A 19,769-nucleotide genomic window follows, 5' to 3' on the forward strand; every position below is an offset into this window, starting at 1 on the left:
TTACAATATACGACGTGCTTGTACAAAAGCAAAGTACCAGTAACGTTCTGATAACAAGCTAGTCATTACGCCTTTGCTAGTGCTAGCGTGTATAAACTCGACACGACCTGCTCTTGACGAGGTAACCATTCCAACATGATTTATAGTTCTGCTATTACTTCTGGTAGCAAAAAAAGTAAATCACCTTCTTGTACTTGCTTAACATCTACCCAGTCTCCATAGGTTGACAGTGCGCTAGACGTTCTTGGTATTGCTATGTTTTCAGATCCAAACGATGTGTATAATAATCCAGAGCAATCCATTCCTTTTTTTGTAGTACCTCCATATTTATACTTTACCCCTTCAAAACTTTCAGCTTTACTTATAATATTGGCTATAGTTTTGTTGGTTACAGGAATAGTCTCAATAGTAGATTTATTACTAACGACAGTTTTAGGTGGTCTTTTTCTGTTTTTAGTGGATCTAGACTGAATAACAGATTTACTTTCAGATTTTGTGGTTACTACGCGTTTGCTTTTAGAGCTTCCGCAGGATAAAATTGTGCTAATAAGTAGGAGAGTAGCGATTCGTTTCATGTATTTATTTATCGTTTAGTGCATCATAAATTAATTTTGCAGTATTTTGACTTGCGCCTTTACCGCCTAATTTTTTTTCAAGTTCATAATAATCCATGAAAAATTTGGTACGCTCATATTCATCAATAATTCTATCTAACTCAAATTTTAGATTTTTAGTATTAAAATCATTCTGTATTAATTCTGTTACAGCTTCTCTATCTAAAATAAGATTAACAAGGCTAATATAATCTAGGTTTACAACACGTTTACCAATTTGGTAAGATACCCAACTCCCTTTATAACAAACGACTTGTGGGACTTTAAAAAGTCCAGTTTCTAATGTTGCAGTTCCAGAAGTAACAAGCGCAGCAGTAGATAAACTCAGTAAATCATAAGTTTTATTGCTTATAAAGCTGACGTTACTTTGTTTTATAAATGTCTTGTAAAAGCTGTAATCCTGACTTGGCGCACCAGCAATTACAAATTGGTAATCTGGATAGTCATCCACAACGCTAAGCATTACAGATAACATTTTTGTTATTTCTTGTTTTCTACTTCCTGGTAGTAAAGCAATAATAGGTTTATCACTTAACCCATTGTCTTTTCTGAATTTATAATCATCAACTTGAATTCTGTCAGAAATAGCATCAATTAAAGGATGGCCAACAAAATGAACAGGATAATTATGTTTTTTTTCATAAAAATCTTTTTCAAAAGGAAGGATAACATACATTTGATCTACATCATTTTTTATAGCTTTAATGCGACCCTCTTTCCAAGCCCAAATTTGAGGAGATATATAATAGTGTGTTTTAAATTGTTTTTGTTTTGCCCATTTTGCAATTCGTAAATTAAAACCAGGATAGTCAATAAAAATAATGACATCAGGATTGTATTTTTCAATGTCTGTTTTACAAAACGATAGGTTTTTAGTAATGGTACGTAAATTCATTATTACTTCAGAAAACCCCATAAAAGCTAAAGCTTTATAGTGTTTTACTAATGTTCCTCCAACATCTTGCATAAGGTCTCCACCCCAAAATCTAAAATCTGCATTAACGTCTTGTTTTTGCAGCGCTTTCATTAGATTAGAGCCATGTAAATCTCCTGATGCTTCTCCAGAAATGATATAATATTTCAATTTATAATCTATTTATTATAAGGATTAAACCAATAATTAATGTTGCTATCAATACACCTTTGGCTTTATTGTCTTGTTTTCTGTTTAAAAAGAAAAAGAAAGGTCCTAAGTTAAGTAATGCACCTAAACTTACCAATTTGTCAAGAAATTTAAATTGCAACGCTTGTCTAATAGTCTCTTCAATACCATATTTAGAAAATATTAAAATGTATAATACAAAACCAATACAAGTAGAAATTATACCAAGTACAAAACCTATAATGATATCTTTTTTAGTCTTCAAATTGCCAGCTATTTAAATTTTGAATGTAATGATGAGCAGTTAAATCAAACTGTACTGGAACAACAGAAACATAACCTTCTGATAAGGCGTGTTCATCTGTATCATTGCCTTTATCGTAATTTACAAATTCACCAGTTAGCCAATAATAATCTTTACCTTGTGGTGTTTGTCGTTTGTCAAATTTTTCTTTCCAATTAGCTCTAGCTTGTCGGCATACCTTTATACCTTTAATTTCGGTGTTTTCAGACGATGGTATATTAACATTTAAAACAACCCCTTCTGCAATACCATTATTAAGCGCATTTTCAGCAATTTGTTTAATATATTTTTTTGCGGTTTCAAAATTAGCATCCCAACTATAATCTAATAATGAAAATCCTATGGCAGGAATACCTTCTACACCAGCCTCAACAGCAGCACTCATTGTTCCGGAGTATATCACGTTAATCGAGCTGTTAGAACCATGGTTTACACCAGACACGCAAAGATCGGGACGTCTATCCAAAACTTCGTTAATTGCAATTTTCACACAATCTGCAGGAGTGCCCGAACAACTGTATTGCAATGTTTTGTCACCTTTTTTAGAGACTTTATCAAGATGTAATACATTATTAATTGTAATAGCATGACCCATTCCACTTTGTGGGCTATCAGGTGCAACAACCACAACATCTCCAAGTGATTCCATAACTTCAATCAAAGCTAAAATTCCTGGTGCAGTAATCCCATCATCATTAGTGACTAAAATTAACGGTTTTTTGCTCATAATTACATAGTTTTTTTACTTAGCTAAAATACATAAAATCTAGCGTTACAGCCCAAAATATTTAGTTTAACAAAAAATTAGGCGGATAAGGTTTTATTGGCATGGTTTTTTCATTACTTTAGTAGAAATTTCTTATAAATTTAATATAATCAGAATGAAAAGGAAATATAACATAATGTTGCTTGTTTTGCTATTGGCTTTTGGGTCATGTAGTTTTACAGCTAAGGTAGATGATAATCCGGATAAAGATAAGTTACTAATTCAAATCATAACATTAGCTTTAGATCAATTACACTTTGAGCCTAAAGAGCTTGATGATGATTTTTCAGCTGAAATATTTTCAGATTATTTAGAGTTGGTAGATCCTTTAAAAAGATACTTTTTACAATCTGATATACAGGAATTTAAAAAGTATGAAAATTTAATTGATGATCAATTAAAAAACTATGAAATAACATTTTTTAGTGTTGTGCATGAGCGTTTAATTAGTCGTCAAAAAGAAGCAAAATTATATTACAAGTCTATTTTGTCTAAACCATTTAACTTTAATTTAGATGAAGGCTACAATGCAGACTATGAAGCTCTGAAATTTGTAAAAACTAAAGGAGAATTAAAAGAACGTTGGAGACAACAGTTAAAATTTAATACTTTATCTAGTTATGATTTACTAATTGAAGGTCAAAATGAAGAAGTAGCTACAATTGAAGATGAAGAATCAGTTGTTGAAGAAACGTCTAAAGAGAAGAAAAGTTTGACTCAGCTTGAAGCGGATGCAAGAGCAGAAACTTTAAAAACTTTAGATAATTATTTTACAGATTATGTAGAAGATATGGATCGTGAAGATTGGTTCTCAATGTATGTTAATACTATTGTTGAAGAATTTGATCCTCACACATCTTACATGGCACCAACAGATAAAGATAGATTTGACCAACAAATGTCTGGAAAATTGGAAGGTATTGGAGCACGTTTGCAAAAAAATGGATTATATTAAAATAGTCGAATTAATTTCTGGTGGACCAGCTTGGAGAGATGGTAAGATAGAAGTTGGAGACGCTATTGTTAAAGTGCGTCAAGAAAAAGAAAAAGAAGCGATAAGCGTAGTTGGTATGCGTATTGATGATGCCATTAAACTTATAAAAGGTCCAAAAGGTACTAAGGTTATTTTAACAATGAAAAAAGTAGATGGTACAACGGAAGATATTGCCATTACTAGAGATATTGTTGAACTTGAAGAAACCTATGCAAAATCTTCAATTGTTAAAAAAGACAATAGAAACTACGGAGTTATTAATCTGCCTAAATTCTATATAGATTTTGATGATTATAAAAACAGAAACGCTGCAACAGATATTAAATTAGAAATAGAGCGTTTAAAAGAAGAAGGAGTCGAAGGTTTAGTCTTGGATTTACGAAGTAATGGTGGAGGATCTTTAAGAACTGTTGTTGATATGGCTGGTTTATTTATCAAAGATGGACCTGTTGTACAAGTTAGATCTACGGATGCACCTAAAGAAGTTCTAAGTGATGAAGACAAATCTATTGTTTGGGATGGTCCTTTAGTGATTATGGTAAATGAATTATCTGCCTCTGCTTCAGAAATTTTAGCAGCAGCTATGCAAGATTATAAAAGAGCTATTATTATTGGAAGTAAGCAAACTTACGGTAAAGGTACAGTACAAAATGTACTAGATTTAAACAGAATGGTACGCAATAGTTCTCACGGTGATTTAGGTGCTTTGAAGTTAACACGTCAAAAATTTTACCGTATTAATGGTGGTTCTACTCAATTAGAAGGTGTTAAAAGTGATGTTGTGGTTCCGGATAGATATAGTTTTATAGATATTGGTGAGCGCGATCAAGAAAACCCTTTAGCTTGGGATAAAATTACACCAGTTGAATTTGAAATTTGGAACAGCTATTTTGATTATGATGCAACAATTGCTAAAAGTAAGCAGCGTATGGAAAATAACGAGCAACTTAAGTTGATAGAGAATAGTGCAAGATGGGCAAAAACAAAAATGGATAATAATCATTACTCTCTTAATTACGAAAAGTATAAAGCAGAATTGGAGTTAAATGAAAAAGAGTCAAAACAATTTGATGCGATTTCAGATTATAAAACCAATCTTACTTTTGAATCATTACCATATGAGCAAAAGTTATTTGAACAAGACACAATACTTCGTGATAAACGTAATAGATGGCATGAAAATTTAAGTAAAGATGTTTATGTTGAAGAAGCAATTAATGTGTTAAACGACTTAAAAATGACTTACGAAATCAAAAAAGTAGCAACAATAAAAAATTAAATTACATCAATTCTTACATAATAAGAATTAGAAATAGTAATGACTACTACAGCTAAATCATTAACTCAAATAGCGCTTCAGAAGTTTAAAAAAACTTTTGGGGCGTTTTTAGTTTGTCATTTATTATTGTAATTGGAATGGTGTCAATTTTTGCTTATTTGATTGCTCCTGACGCTTCACAAAATGCAAACCAAATGCATGTTTCTATTCACTCTAAATCACCAGGATTTACAGTAGATATGTTAACTATTCCTTCAAAAATAAAGAACAATCAATCTTTTCTAAGCAAAGTGTTTTTTGGAACAAAAAATACTAGTACAGAAATTCCTATAACAAATTACAGCTTTGACCAAAACCAATTAACGTACACTGAGTATGCTTCAGATGGTTTAAAAGGAGTGACTAAAACTATAGCAGCAGATTTTATAATGCAAAACTCAGCGCAACAATATATTAAGACTGTGACTTTTTATTTAGGAACAGATAAATATGGTCGTGATTTGTTAAGTAGGTTGTTGGTAGGAGCAAGAATTTCTTTTTTTATTGGTTTTGTAGCAGTATTTATCTCCTTAGTTATTGGTGTTTTTATGGGTAGTGTAGCTGGGTATTATGGAGGTAAAGTAGATGCTTTTATAATGTGGATTATAAACGTTACTTGGTCAATTCCAACATTGCTTTTGGTTATTGCTATTACTTTGGCTTTAGGTAAAGGGTTTTGGCAAGTTTTTATAGCTGTAGGTTTAACAATGTGGGTTGAAGTTGCTAGAGTTGTTAGAGGTCAAATTATAAGTGCAAAACAAATGCAGTATGTAACAGCAGCTAGAGCTTTAGGTTTTAATGATTTTAGAATCATAACAAAACATATTTTGCCAAATATAATGGCTCCAGTTATTGTTATTTGTGCAGCTAATTTTGCAGCCGCAATTTTAATAGAATCAGGATTAAGTTTTTTAGGGATTGGTGCACAACCACCTATGGCAAGTTGGGGAGCAATGATTAAAGACCATTATAACTATATTATTTTAGGTAAGCCATATCTAGCGATATTACCAGGTTTGTGTATTATGTTATTAGTAATGGCTTTTATGCTCATAGGTAATGCACTGCGTGATGCATTAGATGTTAAGCAGTAGTGTTTTTATTATCTAGTATATATTCTCTAATTTACAATCCTTAACTAATCGTCTACTAGTTTGTCTAAGTGTCTGGTTTGTTTAGAATGGATTTGATAATTCCTTTATTCTATGGCTACATATAACAACTTTAATTAGTCCTGATTTAGGATTTAATCTGTTTTTTTAAGTTTTAAAAGAAGTGTTGTATTTAATTAATTATTTTGTTGTCAAAACTAGTCAACCAATAAATTACAGCATGCAACTTTTTTTAGTTCTGCCTTTTTTATTAACTTTAGTTAGATAATGTGGATAGACAGAGGTAAATGTCATGTTTGCAATTAGATTATTATGTTTGATGTTGTTTACATAATAATTAAGAAGTTTTTTTCTTCTATTCTATAACAATAGAATTGTTTAGGCTGTCAATGTAGTTTAGCACCTCTTCTTTACCAATATCTTTACTTGAAGAAGTAATAAAATAATTTGGCATTTCTTCCCAAGTCTCTAGTAGTATTTTTTTGTATTCTTCAACGTGATTTTCAATGGCTTTAGGTCTAAGTTTATCTGCTTTTGTAAATATAATTGAAAACGGTATGCCACCTTCGCCTAAATACTGCATGAATTCTTGATCAATAGGTTGAGGTTTGTGTCTTATATCAACCAAGACAAAAGCTGTAACTAATTGTTCGCGTTGCTCAAAATATTGAGTTATAAATTTTTGAAATACCTTTTTAGTGCTTTTAGAAACACGTGCGTAACCATAACCTGGTAAATCAACCAAAAACCAATTTTGGTTAATTATAAAATGATTTATTAATTGTGTTTTTCCTGGTCTTCCTGATGTTTTTGCTAAGCTTTTTCTGCTGGTAAGCATGTTAATCAATGAGGACTTTCCGACGTTACTTCTTCCTATGAAGGCGTATTCAGGAAGTCTTTCTTTTGGGCATTTTGATGCGTCAGAATTACTTGTAACAAATTCGGCAGATTTAATATGCATTACAATACTATATTTAATTTCTGTATCAAACAGAAATGTCTTTTATAAAGTTTATACTTAATAGTTTGACACTATTAGATTTGACGAGACTTTAGCCAATCAAACAAAATTTGATTAAATGTGTCAGGATGTTCCATCATTGCAGCATGACCACATTTTTCAATCCAAAATAAATCAGAGTCTGGTAGTAGTGCATTAAACTCGTTAGCAACTTCTGGAGGTGTAACACCATCATTTTTACCCCAAATAATACATGTTGGTACATTCATGTTGGGTAAGTCTTTAGCCATATTGTGTCTAATAGCGCTTTTTGCGATAGCTAGGGTTTTAATTAGTTTATTACGGTCGTTTACGGTTTCATAAACTTCATCCACAATTTCTTTAGTAGCAACTTTAGGGTCATAAAACACTTCTTGTGCTTTTTTCTTAATCACCTCGTAATCACTTCGTTTTGTGTAGCCTCCACCCATTGCACTTTCGTATAATCCAGAGCTTCCGGTTATAACTAAAGCTTTGACTTTTTCTGGATTCAGTTTAGTATGGTAAAGACCTATGTGTCCACCTAATGAGTTTCCTAGTAAAACAACATTGTCTAGTTTTTTGAATTCAATAAAATCAAAAAGATATTTTGCAAAGGCTTTTACATTAGTTTTTATCAAGGACATAGTGTATACTGGGAGTTCTGGAATAATGACTTTGTAACCCTTGTCGCTAAAAAAAGTTGTTACTGCGTCAAAATTGCTTAAGCCTCCCATTAAACCATGAAGAACTATAATTGGCTGTCCTTCACCAACTTCTATGTAGTTAAATTTCCCTTCTTTTTTTAGTGTACGACTCATTAATGATTACTAGTTTGCATCGAAAGCAAATATAAGTATTTCATTTAAAAAATAGGCATTTTAACAATTATCTTCAACTTAGTTTTATTTATTTGCACTCTTCAAAAATCCCACCAATTTCTATCTCAATTTCAAAGGGTTTTTGCTTGTTTTTCGGGGTTTTATAAACTTATTTTTCTGTTAAAATCGCAATACTTATTAACAATGTGGTAAATTGTGGTAAAAAGTGGTGTTTTTTTCAATATATTTGACTTTTACAAATTTTGACACAAAAAATTGGTTGTGAACTCATTAATAGGAACATACGAATGTAAAGTAGACGCAAAAGGCAGGCTAATGCTTCCTGTTGCGCTGAAAAAACAGTTGGCTCCTGAGTTACAAAATGGTTTTGTGATAAAAAGAGCAGTTTTTCAGGAGTGTTTGGAGTTGTATCCAATGCAAGAATGGAATGTGTTAATGCAAAAAATTAATAAGCTAAATCGGTTTAAAAAAAGAACAACGATTTTATCAGAAGGTTTACTGCTGGAGTTAAAATTGTCGAGGTCGATGCAAGTGGACGTTTGTTGATACCTAAAGATTTGATTGGTTTTGCATCAATTAAAAAGGAGATAGTGATGTCTTCTGCTGTTAATATTGTTGAGATTTGGGATAAAACAAAGTATGAAAAAGCTATTGATGATGCTGCAGATGATTTTGCAGATTTGGCTGAAGAGGTAATGGGTAACGACGAAGACGATGACAGCATATCATAATCCAGTATTATTACACGAAACAGTTGATGGTTTAAATATTAAACCTGATGGTGTGTATGTGGATGTGACCTTTGGAGGAGGAGGACATAGTAAAGAGATTTTAAAACGATTAGGCAAAAATGGTAAGTTGTATGCTTTTGATCAAGATAAAGATGCGCTTGAAAATGCTATTGACGATCCTAGGTTTACTTTAATACATGAAAATTTTAGGTATATAAAACGTTTTTTGCGTTTTCATGGTGTAAAACAAGTGGATGGTGTTTTAGCAGACTTTGGTGTATCATCTCATCAATTTGATGTTGCTGAGCGTGGTTTTTCGACGCGTTTTGAAGCAGATTTAGATATGCGAATGAATCAGAATGATGCATTGTCGGCATATCATGTGGTTAATGAGTATGATGAAGAGCAATTAAAACAGGTTTTGTCACAATATGGAGAGCTTCGTGCTGCTCCTGCAATGGCTAGATTAATTGTTGAGCATCGTAAGGATGAAGTCATAAAAACAAGTGATCAGCTTAAAAAGGTGTTGCAAAAATTTTTGTCACCAAAGCATGAAAATAAAATTTTAGCTCAAATATATCAGGCTATTCGTATTGAGGTTAATCAAGAGATTGAGGCTTTAAAAGAATTTTTACAGCAAACGCCTGAGATTTTAAAGCCAGAGGGACGATTAAGTTTAATTTCTTATCACTCTTTAGAAGATAGATTGGTAAAACGTTTTATAAGAAATGGTTTATTTGAAGGTGAGCCAGAACGAGATGTGTTTGGTCGTTTTGAAGTGCCATTAAAAAAAGTTGGAGGATTAATAATACCAACAAAAGAAGAAATAAAAATAAATAACCGAGCACGTAGTGCAAAGTTACGTATTGCAACAACGGTTGATTAATGAAAAAAAACATCTATAGCCTATTAAGAGGTACTTTTTTAGTTAGTGAAGATTCGTTTAAAAACTGGAAGCTTATCATATTTATTTCGGCTTTGGCCTTAGTTATGATAGCAAGTTCACATAGTTTGGATAAAAAAGTACATGAGATAGCAAAGCTTAATAATCAAGTTAAAGAATTGCGATCCGAGTTGTATGATGGAAGAACCAGATTGATGCAACTTAAGATGGAATCTTCGGTTGTAAAAAAAATGAAAGAAAAGGGGTTGGCGCCTTCAGTAATTCCGCCAAAAAAATAATTGTTAAACCAGAAAGCTAAGTTCAAATCGTGGCAGTAAACGAAAAGAACATATTAAACAGATTGTATTTTGTCGCAGGATGTATGTTCATCTTTGGGCTGCTTGTGGTTGGAAAATTGTTAACCATTCAAGTGGTTGATGGAGATAAGTACAGGGCTCTGGCAGATAAGCGTGCTATTAAAGATGTTGTAATACCTGCTAATAGAGGTAATGTATATTCTTCTGATGGTAGTTTATTAGCGACTTCAATTCCTAAATATGATATTTTATTTGATGCAGTTACGCCATCGGATAAAAACTTTAAAGCTAACTTAATTCCGTTAAGTCAAGCATTGTCAAAATATTCGGGAAAACCAGCAACTTATTATAAGAAAGAATTAGGTAAAGCTAGAGCAAATAAAAATAGATACTATTTGTTAGCGCGTAATATTGGATATTCTGATTATTTAAAATTCAGAGGTTTTCCGTTGTTAGAGTTAGGTGCTTTTAAAGGTGGTTTAATTGTAGAGCAAAAAGTAAAAAGAGAACATCCTTTAGGAGAGGTTGCACAGCGTACTATTGGGTATGAGCGTACAGATGATGATGGAAATGTGACAAGAGCTGGTATTGATGGTGCTTTTGGAGTAGATTATTTAAGAGGGAAAAACGGAAAGCGTCTAAAACAAAAAATAGGAAAAGGACAGTGGAAGCCTATTTTAGATTACGATCAAGTCGAACCTAAAGATGGTTTTGATGTGTACACGACAATTGATGTTAATATACAAGATATTGCTCATCACGCATTGTTGGAGCAGTTAGAGTTATATGAAGCTGAGCATGGTACAGTTGTGGTAATGGAAGTTGAAACAGGAGAGATAAAAGCAATTTCTAATTTAGGAAAAACAAGCTCTGGTCATTATTACGAAAAAAGAAACTATGCAGTTTATGAATCTCATGAACCAGGTTCTACGTTTAAGTTAATGGCTTTAATGGCTGCTTTAGAAGATAAAAAGGTAGATACCTCTGATGTTATCGATACAGGTAATGGGTATAAGGTGTTTTACGGAAGAGGTATAAAAGACTCTCATGGCAATGGTAAGATATCTGTTGCTAAAACATTGGAAGTGTCATCTAATATAGGTTTAGCAACAATTATTAATACGGCTTATGCTAAAAATCCTAACCGATTTTTAGATATTTTAAGTGGTTGGAATTTGGATAAAAAATTAGGTATTTCAATTAAAGGAGAAGGAGAGCCTATGATACCAAGACCTGGAGATGATAAATGGAGTCGTAACGCGTTACCATCTATTGCCTATGGTTATAATTTAAGGATAACACCTTTGCAAACCTTAACATTTTATAATGCTGTTGCAAATAATGGTGTTATGGTTAAGCCTAGGTTTATAAGAGAGGTAAAAGAGTTGGATAAACCAATAGAGGTTTTTGAAAAAACAATAATTAATCCAAAAATATGTTCTGATGCAACTTTAAATGCAGCAAAGCAAATGTTGGAAAATGTAGTGACAAGAGGTACAGGTAAATCCTTATACTCAGATTATTTTTCTATGAGTGGTAAAACAGGAACTGCGCGTGTAGAGTATTGGATGGATGATTGGGCTAGAAAACCAAGGTACATTTCATCGTTTGCAGGATATTTCCCTTCTGACAAGCCTAAATATTCTTGTATTGTTGTCATACATAAACCAAGTATAAGAAAAGGCTTCTATGGAGCAGATGTTTCTGGACCAGTATTTAAAAAGGTAGCACAAAAAATATTTACAGATACACCTTTGATTGATCAAGTTGCGTCATTAGATGTTGCAGATCCAAAAGTTGAAAAAGAATATGAAGGGTATTATAAAACCGCAAATACTTACAAAACCATAATGCCTGATGTTACAGGTTTACCAGTTATGGATGCGTTGGCTTTGTTGGAAAATATGAATGTAAATGTAACCATAAAATGTAACGGTGTTGGTCTGGTTAAAAGTCAGTCGGTTAATAAAAACACTAAATTAAAGAATAATCAAACTATAGTTTTAGAAGCTTCGTGAGTATATTAAAAGACATACTATATAAGGTAACATTAGACGCTGTAAAAGGTAATACTGATGTTTTGGTGCATAATATTCATTTTAACTCTCGTCAAGTTGAGGTTAATGATGTGTTTGTGGCTATCAAAGGTAGCGCAACAGATGGTCATCAATACATTGAAGGTGCTATTAAGCAAGGTGCAATAGCTGTTGTATGTCAGGTTTTACCTGATACTATTAAAGATGGTGTGACTTATATTAAAGTTGACGATTCTAGTAAGGCTTTAGCTGTTATGGCTGCTAATTATTATGGTAATCCCTCAGAAAATCTAAAACTTGTAGGTGTTACTGGTACTAATGGTAAAACTACAATAGCCTCATTATTATATCAATTATTTAAAAAAGCAGGTTATAAAGTAGGATTATTATCAACTGTTAAAATAATGGTCGATAATACTACGTATCCAGCAACACATACTACTCCGGACTCTTTAACTATAAATAAGTATTTAAAGACAATGAATGAGGAAGGTGTTGAGTTTTGTTTCATGGAAGTTAGTTCTCATGGAATACATCAAAACAGAACACTTGGGTTAAAATTTGAAGGTGGAATTTTTACCAATTTATCTCATGATCATTTAGATTATCACGATACTTTTGCTGAATATCGTGATGTCAAAAAACGTTTTTTTGATCAATTACCTAAAACTGCATTTGCATTAACTAATGGTGATGATAAAAACGGAAGCGTTATGCTTCAGAATACAAAAGCAAAGACATATACTTATGCGTTAAAGAGTTACGCGGATTATAAGGCGCAAATTTTAGAAAACCAGTTTAATGGTTTGTTGTTAAAACTTAATGATAATGAGGTTTGGGTGCGTCTAATCGGTACGTTTAATGCGTATAACTTACTAGCGATTTTTGCTACAGCAGAATTGTTGGGTCTTGAAAAGCAAGAAACATTACGTTTAATTAGCGAATTAGAAAGTGTTAGTGGTCGTTTTCAGTTTATGATATCTGATCAAAAAATTACTGCTATAGTTGATTATGCACATACACCTGATGCTTTACAAAATGTTTTAGAAACTATAAATGATATCAGAACCAAAAACGAAGAGGTAATTACAGTTGTTGGTTGTGGTGGAGATAGAGATAAAACAAAACGTCCAAAAATGGGACGTATTGCTTCAGCTTTAAGTACAAAAGTTGTGTTTACAAGTGATAATCCCAGAAGTGAAGTACCAGAAACTATTATTGAAGACATAGAAAAAGGTGTCGAGCCTCAAAATTTTAAAAAAACATTATCCATAGTAGATCGTAAGCAGGCAATTAAAACAGCATGCCAATTAGCTAATCCTAATGACATAATATTGATTGCAGGTAAAGGTCATGAAACGTACCAAGAAGTTAAAGGTGAACGTTCGGATTTTGATGATTTTAAAATAGTAAAAGAGTTTTTAAAACAATTACAAAAATAAAAAAGGGTTTCTGCGAAAGCATAAAACCTATAAAAAAACAAAGATTAATAGAATGCTATATTATTTATTCGAATTTTTAGAAAATAACTACCAATTTCCAGGTGCTAGTGTGTTTCAGTTTATCACATTTAGAGCAGCTTTGGCAATTATAGTATCGTTGTTGTTTTCTACAATATTTGGTAAAAAAATTATCGTGGCTTTACAAAAAAAGCAAGTTGGTGAATCTGTTAGAGACTTAGGTTTAGATGGACAGTTAGAAAAAGCTGGTACACCAACAATGGGTGGGATTATTATAATTTTAGCCACATTGTTACCTGTATTATTGTTTGCTAAATTAGATAACATTTATGTGGTTTTATTGATGGTTACCATGTTGTGGATGGGAGCAGTTGGTTTTACAGATGATTATATTAAAGTATTTAAAAAAAATAAAGAAGGCTTAAGCGGAAAGTTTAAAGTTTTAGGTCAGGTTGGACTTGGTTTATTTGTTGGAGCTGTGATGTATTTCCATCCAGGAATTACCATTAAAACAGAGAAAATTAATCCTATTTATGAAACCGAATTAATTACACAAAACTCACCACGAGAATTTAATACAGCAGAACAGTCACTAAAAACAACAATTCCTTTTGTTAAGGATAATGAGTTTGATTACTCTGATTTAGTAACATGGTTAGGTGATGACTACGCAAAATATGCATGGTTAATATTTATTCCAATCGTAATTTTTATTGTAACAGCAGTCTCTAATGGAGCCAACCTAACAGATGGTATTGATGGTTTAGCAGCAGGTAGTTCTGCTATTATAGTATTTGTGCTAGCTATTTTTGCTTTTGTCTCTGGTAACATTGTGTTCTCGGATTATTTAAACGTCATGTTTATACCAAATTTGGGTGAAATGGTAGTTTTTATTGCAGCTTTTGTTGGTGCTTTAATTGGGTTTTTATGGTACAATACTTATCCGGCTCAAGTATTTATGGGTGACACTGGTAGTTTAACTATTGGAGGTGTGATTGCAGTAATTGCTATTGCGGTTAGAAAAGAATTATTGATACCAGTTTTATGTGGAATTTTCTTTGCTGAGTCATTATCTGTGATATTGCAGGTTAGCTATTTTAAATTCACTAAAAAGAAATATGGTGAAGGTAGACGTATTTTTTAATGTCGCCTTTGCATCATCATTATCAGAAAAAGGACATCACGAAAGTAAAATTGTGACACGTTTTTGGATTGTTGGAATTTTTCTAGCAATACTAACAATTGTAACCTTAAAATTAAGATAAGATGAAACAATTAGTGATTCTTGGAGCAGGTGAAAGTGGAGTGGGAACTGCACTTTTAGGGCAAGCAAATGGGTTTCATGTTTTTGTTTCGGACAAAGGAAAAATAAAAGAAAAATATAAAGACGTTCTTATAAATAATAAAATTGAATGGGAAGAAGAGCAACATACTGAAGCAAAAATATTAGCTGCAGATGTTGTTATGAAAAGTCCAGGAATTCCGGATAAAGTAGCTATAGTAAAGTTACTTTTAAATAAAGGAGTGCCTGTGATTTCTGAAATTGAATTTGCAAACCAATTTACCAACGCAACCATTGTCGCTGTGACTGGTAGTAATGGTAAAACAACAACAGCAATGTTAACACATCACTTATTAAAACAAGAGTTGGATGTAGGTTTGGCTGGTAACATTGGTGATAGTTTTGCTAAACAAGTTTTAGAACATGATTACAATAATTATGTTCTAGAGGTTAGTAGCTTTCAATTAGATGGTTGTTTTAAGTTTAAACCTAAAATTGCAATAATTACCAATATTGTACCAGATCATTTAGATCGATACGATTATGAGTTTGAAAATTACATAGCTTCAAAATTTAGAATAACTCAAAACCAAACTAAAGAAGATGTTTTGATTTATGATGCAGATGATGAAGTGATTGCAAATTACATTAATAATAATACCATTCAAGCCACAGTATTACCGTTTTCAATTACAAAAAAAATAGAAAATGGTGCGTACTTGGATAAGGACAAAATAATAATAACAATAGATAATAATCAAATAATTATGCCGACAAAAAATATAGCTCTAGAAGGTAAACATAATATAAAAAATGCTATGGCTGCATCGACAGTTTCACATTTATTAAAAATAAGAAAACAAACCATACGTGAAAGTTTAGAAAACTTTCAAGGTGTAGAGCATCGTTTAGAAAACGTGCTAAAAATTAATAAAGTACAGTACATAAACGACTCAAAAGCAACTAATGTAAATGCTACATATTTTGCTTTGGACAGCGTGTCTGCTCCAACGGTTTGGATTGTTGGTGGTGTGGATAAAGGTAATGACTATAAAGAACTGTATCCTTTTATTAACGAAAAAGTAAAAGCCATCATTTGTTTAGGTGTAGATAACCAAAAGCTAATGGAGAATTTTGGTAATATGGTAGATGTTATTGTCGAAACACAGTTTATGAGCGAAGCTGTAAAAATAGCATACAAAATTGCCGAAGCTGGTGACAACGTATTATTATCTCCTGCTTGTGCAAGTTTTGATTTATTTGAAAATTACGAAGACAGAGGTCGTCAATTTAAAGAGGCAGTTAGAAGTTTATAATATTTTATAGAGCGTATTAATATTACATGCAAAACACAATAATAAATAACATTAAAGGAGATAAACTAATATGGGCAATTTCAGCCTTATTAGCAATATTTTCGTTTTTACCAGTATACAGTGCAGCTAGTAATTTGGCTTACATTGGTGGTGACGGAAGTACCTTTGCCTATTTTGTAAAGCATTTTATGCATTTGTTTTTAGGCTTTTCTATAATGTATGGAGTCCATAAAATACCTTACAGGTATTTTCGTGGTTTATCTATGGTTATGATGCCAGTTGTGTTTGTCTTGCTAATTCTAACTATTTTACAAGGTACCACTATTGGTGGCGCTAATGCTAGTCGTTGGATTAGAATTCCGTTTGTAAATATGTCTTTTCAAACGTCTACTTTGGCAGCAGTAGTTTTAATGGTATATATAGCAAGGTATTTATCAAAAATAAAAGATAAAAGCACCACGTTTAAAGAGTCTATTTTACCATTATGGATTCCAGTATTTATCATATTAGCATTAATCCTTCCATCTAACTTTTCAACCACAGCAATTATTTTTGTTATGGCTTGTGCGTTGCTGTTTTTAGGAGGCTATCCAATACGTTATTTATTAGCAATGGGATTTGCAGGTTTAGTTGGTTTGACATTATTTATTTTAGTAGCTAAAGCCTTTCCTGAAGCTATGCCAAATCGAGTAGATACATGGATGAGTAGAATTGATAACTTTTTTAATGATGAAGATTCAAAAGGAGATTATCAAATTGAAAGAGCTAAAATAGCAATAGCATCAGGTGGTGTTGTTGGAGTTGGATCAGGAAAAAGTATCCAAAAAAACTTTTTACCTCAGTCGTCCTCGGATTTTATTTTTGCAATTATTGTTGAAGAATATGGGTTGATTGGTGGATTAGCTTTAATGATTTTATACATGTGGTTGTTGTTTAGAATTATAATAGTTGCACAAAAAGCAGATACCGTTTTTGGTAAACTATTAGTGCTTGGTGTAGGATTACCAATCATTTTTCAAGCCATGATTAATATGGCAGTTGCAGTAGAGTTATTTCCGGTTACAGGTCAGACCTTACCATTAATTAGTAGTGGAGGAACCAGTATTTGGATGACTTGTATGGCAATTGGTGTTATACTTAGCGTAAGTGCTAAAAGAGAAGAAATTAAATTAAAAGAAAACAAATCTGATGCAGAAAATCCGTTAGAGGTTTTATCTGAAGCGTTAGAAGATTAATATTAAGGTGAAAAGTAATAATAAAACATATAAAATTATTTTATCTGGTGGTGGTACAGGTGGACATATCTATCCTGCTATTGCTATTGCTAACGAGCTTAAATCACGTTTTCCAGAGTCTAAGTTTTTGTTTGTAGGAGCAAAAGATAGAATGGAAATGGAAAAAGTACCTCAAGCAGGTTTTGATATAAAAGGATTATGGATTACTGGTATTGAGCGTAAGTTAACATTAAAAAACATGATGTTTCCGTTTAAGTTAATCAGTAGTTTATGGAATGCCAGAAAAATAGTAAAACAGTTTAAACCTGATGTCGCTATTGGTACTGGTGGATTTGCTAGTGGACCATTATTGCAAGTTGCAGCTTCAAAAGGTATTCCTTGTTTAATACAAGAGCAGAATTCTTATCCGGGAATCACTAATAAATTGTTAGCTAAAAAAGTAGAAAAAATTTGTGTTGCCTATAGTGATTTAGAGCGTTTTTTTCCTAAACAAAAAATAATTAAAACAGGTAATCCTGTACGTCAAGATTTGTTGGATATAACCTCAAAAAGAACTGAGGCCATCAAACACTTTAATTTAGTAGAAGGTAAGCAAACCCTTTTAGTATTAGGCGGAAGTTTAGGAGCAAAAGCAATCAATGAATTGTTAGAGCGTGAATTAGATTATTTACAAACTTTAAATCTACAAATAATTTGGCAATGCGGTAAACTGTATTATCAAACGTATAAGTTGTATGGTAATACTAAGCATGTGCAAGTGCATCAATTTATTAATAAAATGGATTATGCATATGCAGCTGCAGATTTTATTATTTCTAGAGCAGGAGCAAGTTCGGTTAGCGAGCTTTGTATTGTAGGTAAACCAGTCGTTTTTGTGCCTTCTCCATATGTTGCAGAAGACCATCAAACTAAAAATGCTACAGCTATTGTTAAACAAAATGCAGCAGTTTTAATTGCTCAAGAAGATTTAAAAGTAGATTTTAAAAATAAATTTGGACAACTAGTTGCTTCCAAAGAAAAGCAAGAAGAATTAAGTAATAATATAAAAAAATTAGCCTTAGTAAATGCAACCAATCATATTGTTGATGAGGTTGAAAAATTGCTAAACAAATAATGAATTTATCTAAAATACATAACATCTATTTTATTGGTATTGGAGGTATTGGTATGTCTGCAATTGCTCGCTATTTTAAAGCAAGTAATAAGCAGGTTTCTGGTTATGATAAAACTCAAACAGAAATTACTAATAGCTTACAAAATATAGGTATAGAGGTGATTTTTGAAGATGAAATTGCTAGTGTACAGGCTAATTATTTAGATCCCGAAACGACCTTAGTCGTTTACACACCAGCTGTGCCTAATACACACAGTCAATTAGTGTATTTTAAGGATAATGGATTTAAAGTTTTAAAGCGATCAGAAATTTTAGGAGTTATAACACAAAACACCTATTGTTTAGCTGTAGCTGGTACACATGGTAAAACAACCACTACAAGTATTTTAGGACATTTATTAAATGCTTGTGATGTGTCTTTAACCGCTTTTTTAGGTGGTATTAGCGAGAATTATAATTCTAATCTAATCCTTAACGGAAACGAGGTTAGTGTTGTTGAAGCAGATGAATTTGATCGTTCGTTTTTAACGCTAAGTCCAGATTTAGTTTGCATTACATCCATGGATGCAGATCATTTAGACATTTATGGTGATGCTTCAGAATTAATAAAAACTTTTGAAGATTTTTCAAAAAAACTAAAACCTAACGGAAAATTATTCGTTAAAAATGGATTGCCTTTAGATGGTATCACTTACGGTATTGAAGATGATGCAGATTATTCAGCTCAAAATATAATCATCAAAAACGGAACATACGTTTTTGATGTAAAGACACCAAAAGGTGTGTTTAAACAATTTCAGTTTAACTTACCAGGTAGACATAATTTATCAAATGCTTTAGTGGCTTTAGCAATGTCAATGGAGTATGGTATACCTCATGATAAGTTAATCCAAGCATTAGCAAGTTATAAAGGTGTAAAACGTAGGTTTACTTATCAAATTAAAACAGATGATTTGGTGTTTATAGATGACTATGCACATCATCCAGAAGAGATTAATGCAGTCTATCAAGCTGTTAGAGAAATGTATCCAAAGGATAAGGTTGTAGCTGTTTTTCAGCCACATTTGTTTTCTAGAACTCAAGATTTTGCTCAAGATTTTGCTAAAAGTTTAGCACAATTTGATCAAGTTATTTTATTGGATATTTATCCAGCCAGAGAGTTGCCTATTAAAGGCGTAACATCGGAATGGTTATTGAGTCTAATAGATAATAACAATAAACAATTAGTATCAAAAGAGACATTAATTAAAAATATAAAACAAAGTGATGCTAAAATTGTTTTAACAATTGGAGCAGGAGATATTGGGGCAGAAGTTTCAAAAATAAAGCAAGCATTAGTAAATGAAGATTAACTGGAACTATAT

14 protein-coding genes and 5 pseudogenes are annotated in these 19,769 nt (G+C 32.1%); 12 read left to right on the plus strand and 7 right to left on the minus strand.

Annotation, left to right across the window (positions count from 1 at the left end):
- The 4 genes and pseudogenes from AC0L4B_RS06210 to surE all read right to left on the minus strand — a co-directional run bounded on the left by AC0L4B_RS06210 (position 1) and on the right by surE (position 2,747).
- Positions 1-575: pseudogene (locus AC0L4B_RS06210) on the minus strand (C40 family peptidase).
- 4 nt (positions 576-579) lie between these two features.
- Positions 580-1,698, minus strand: a complete 1,119-nt coding sequence (gene lpxB / locus AC0L4B_RS06215) for a lipid-A-disaccharide synthase (protein WP_473439008.1) — start codon at positions 1,696-1,698, stop codon at positions 580-582.
- 1 nt (position 1,699) lies between these two features.
- Complete coding sequence (locus AC0L4B_RS06220) at positions 1,700-1,981, minus strand: hypothetical protein (protein WP_473439009.1); 282 nt, start codon at positions 1,979-1,981, stop codon at positions 1,700-1,702.
- Positions 1,971-2,747: a 5'/3'-nucleotidase SurE gene (surE, locus tag AC0L4B_RS06225; protein ID WP_473439010.1), complete on the minus strand. Its 777-nt coding sequence runs from the start codon at positions 2,745-2,747 to the stop codon at positions 1,971-1,973. The genes AC0L4B_RS06220 and surE overlap by 11 nt, the downstream gene beginning before the upstream one ends.
- Positions 2,748-2,901: 154 nt before the next feature.
- Here surE and AC0L4B_RS06230 point away from each other — a divergent pair.
- Both AC0L4B_RS06230 and AC0L4B_RS06235 read left to right on the plus strand, forming a co-directional pair.
- Positions 2,902-5,059, plus strand: a pseudogene (locus tag AC0L4B_RS06230) (carboxy terminal-processing peptidase).
- 39 nt (positions 5,060-5,098) lie between these two features.
- Positions 5,099-6,192 (plus strand): annotated as a pseudogene (locus AC0L4B_RS06235) (ABC transporter permease).
- Positions 6,193-6,423: 231 nt separating this feature from the next.
- Here AC0L4B_RS06235 and AC0L4B_RS06240 read toward each other — a convergent pair.
- The 3 genes from AC0L4B_RS06240 to AC0L4B_RS06250 all read right to left on the minus strand — a co-directional run bounded on the left by AC0L4B_RS06240 (position 6,424) and on the right by AC0L4B_RS06250 (position 8,010).
- On the minus strand, positions 6,424-6,504 hold the full coding sequence (locus AC0L4B_RS06240) for a DUF2200 family protein (protein ID WP_473439404.1): 81 nt from the start codon (positions 6,502-6,504) through the stop codon (positions 6,424-6,426).
- 61 nt (positions 6,505-6,565) lie between these two features.
- A complete protein-coding gene (yihA, locus tag AC0L4B_RS06245) occupies positions 6,566-7,171 on the minus strand; it encodes a ribosome biogenesis GTP-binding protein YihA/YsxC (RefSeq protein ID WP_473439011.1) in 606 nt (201 codons plus the stop codon).
- Between the two features lie 74 nt (positions 7,172-7,245).
- Positions 7,246-8,010 (minus strand): alpha/beta fold hydrolase, encoded by a 765-nt coding sequence (locus tag AC0L4B_RS06250; RefSeq protein WP_473439012.1) that lies wholly within the window; start codon positions 8,008-8,010, stop codon positions 7,246-7,248.
- Between the two features lie 282 nt (positions 8,011-8,292).
- On the opposite strand from AC0L4B_RS06250, the pseudogene mraZ reads away from it, so the two are divergent.
- The 10 genes and pseudogenes from mraZ to murC all read left to right on the plus strand — a co-directional run bounded on the left by mraZ (position 8,293) and on the right by murC (position 19,757).
- Positions 8,293-8,762, plus strand: a pseudogene (gene mraZ, locus AC0L4B_RS06255) (division/cell wall cluster transcriptional repressor MraZ).
- Complete coding sequence (gene rsmH, locus AC0L4B_RS06260) at positions 8,746-9,648, plus strand: 16S rRNA (cytosine(1402)-N(4))-methyltransferase RsmH (RefSeq protein ID WP_473439013.1); 903 nt, start codon at positions 8,746-8,748, stop codon at positions 9,646-9,648. The pseudogene mraZ and the gene rsmH overlap by 17 nt, the downstream one beginning before the upstream one ends.
- Positions 9,648-9,944: an FtsL-like putative cell division protein gene (locus AC0L4B_RS06265; protein WP_473439014.1), complete on the plus strand. Its 297-nt coding sequence runs from the start codon at positions 9,648-9,650 to the stop codon at positions 9,942-9,944. The genes rsmH and AC0L4B_RS06265 overlap by 1 nt, the downstream gene beginning before the upstream one ends.
- An 83-nt stretch (positions 9,945-10,027) precedes the next feature.
- Positions 10,028-11,980, plus strand: a complete 1,953-nt coding sequence (locus AC0L4B_RS06270; protein WP_473439405.1) for a penicillin-binding protein — start codon at positions 10,028-10,030, stop codon at positions 11,978-11,980.
- A complete protein-coding gene (locus AC0L4B_RS06275) occupies positions 11,977-13,440 on the plus strand; it encodes a UDP-N-acetylmuramoyl-L-alanyl-D-glutamate--2,6-diaminopimelate ligase (RefSeq protein ID WP_473439015.1) in 1,464 nt (487 codons plus the stop codon). Before AC0L4B_RS06270 ends, AC0L4B_RS06275 begins: the two co-directional genes overlap by 4 nt.
- 52 nt (positions 13,441-13,492) lie before the next feature.
- A pseudogene (gene mraY, locus AC0L4B_RS06280) lies at positions 13,493-14,723 on the plus strand (phospho-N-acetylmuramoyl-pentapeptide-transferase).
- 1 nt (position 14,724) lies between these two features.
- Complete coding sequence (murD, locus tag AC0L4B_RS06285; protein ID WP_473439016.1) at positions 14,725-16,056, plus strand: UDP-N-acetylmuramoyl-L-alanine--D-glutamate ligase; 1,332 nt, start codon at positions 14,725-14,727, stop codon at positions 16,054-16,056.
- A gap of 26 nt (positions 16,057-16,082) precedes the next feature.
- A complete protein-coding gene (locus tag AC0L4B_RS06290) occupies positions 16,083-17,291 on the plus strand; it encodes an FtsW/RodA/SpoVE family cell cycle protein (RefSeq protein WP_473439017.1) in 1,209 nt (402 codons plus the stop codon).
- A 7-nt stretch (positions 17,292-17,298) separates the two neighbouring features.
- Positions 17,299-18,405 (plus strand): undecaprenyldiphospho-muramoylpentapeptide beta-N-acetylglucosaminyltransferase, encoded by a 1,107-nt coding sequence (gene murG / locus AC0L4B_RS06295; RefSeq protein WP_473439018.1) that lies wholly within the window; start codon positions 17,299-17,301, stop codon positions 18,403-18,405.
- Positions 18,405-19,757, plus strand: coding sequence for a UDP-N-acetylmuramate--L-alanine ligase (murC, locus tag AC0L4B_RS06300; protein WP_473439019.1), 1,353 nt, complete (start codon positions 18,405-18,407; stop codon positions 19,755-19,757). Before murG ends, murC begins: the two co-directional genes overlap by 1 nt.
- Positions 19,758-19,769: the final 12 nt, after the last annotated feature.

Source organism: Olleya sp. NP1-10 (assembly GCF_055804415.1).

What these genes read in the sequence shown, in the direction of transcription:
- surE (WP_473439010.1), bottom strand. Translation starts at nt 2,747, where the DNA reads ATGAGCAAAAAACCGTTAATTTTAGTCACTAATGATGATGGGATTACT.
- AC0L4B_RS06240 (WP_473439404.1), bottom strand. Translation starts at nt 6,504, where the DNA reads ATGACATTTACCTCTGTCTATCCACATTATCTAACTAAAGTTAATAAA.
- yihA (WP_473439011.1), bottom strand. Translation starts at nt 7,171, where the DNA reads ATGCATATTAAATCTGCCGAATTTGTTACAAGTAATTCTGACGCATCA.
- AC0L4B_RS06250 (WP_473439012.1), bottom strand. Translation starts at nt 8,010, where the DNA reads ATGAGTCGTACACTAAAAAAAGAAGGGAAATTTAACTACATAGAAGTT.
- rsmH (WP_473439013.1), top strand. Translation starts at nt 8,746, where the DNA reads ATGACAGCATATCATAATCCAGTATTATTACACGAAACAGTTGATGGT.
- AC0L4B_RS06265 (WP_473439014.1), top strand. Translation starts at nt 9,648, where the DNA reads ATGAAAAAAAACATCTATAGCCTATTAAGAGGTACTTTTTTAGTTAGT.
- AC0L4B_RS06270 (WP_473439405.1), top strand. Translation starts at nt 10,028, where the DNA reads ATGTTCATCTTTGGGCTGCTTGTGGTTGGAAAATTGTTAACCATTCAA.
- murD (WP_473439016.1), top strand. Translation starts at nt 14,725, where the DNA reads ATGAAACAATTAGTGATTCTTGGAGCAGGTGAAAGTGGAGTGGGAACT.
- AC0L4B_RS06290 (WP_473439017.1), top strand. Translation starts at nt 16,083, where the DNA reads ATGCAAAACACAATAATAAATAACATTAAAGGAGATAAACTAATATGG.
- murC (WP_473439019.1), top strand. Translation starts at nt 18,405, where the DNA reads ATGAATTTATCTAAAATACATAACATCTATTTTATTGGTATTGGAGGT.